The following is a 275-nucleotide window of genomic DNA, read 5'->3' on the forward strand; positions in this document are numbered from 1 at the left end:
GCCGTGCGGCCGGCGGCCTGATTGGCATAATGGGCGGCATAGGCCTTGTCATAATAACGCTTGTTGAAGACGTTGTTGACGTTGACCTGCAGGCTCACCGCATCGCTGAACGCATAGGATGCATTGCCGTCGAAGCGCCAATAGCTGGGCACCATGCGGGCCAGTTCCTTGGTGATGACGACCGCGCCATTGCTGATGGTGCGCGTATCGGAATAGCCGCCATAGACCTTCGCCATGTAGATCGCGCCGCCGCCGATGGTGAAGGCCGGGGTGAT

At 60.0% G+C, this 275-nt stretch carries 1 pseudogene; it reads right to left on the minus strand.

Going from position 1 to position 275, the window contains the following annotated elements:
• Positions 1-275, minus strand: a pseudogene (locus ACFC3J_RS23120) (TonB-dependent receptor); the annotation flags it as partial.

This window comes from Sphingobium sp., assembly GCF_041987595.1.
GTDB lineage: Bacteria > Pseudomonadota > Alphaproteobacteria > Sphingomonadales > Sphingomonadaceae > Sphingobium.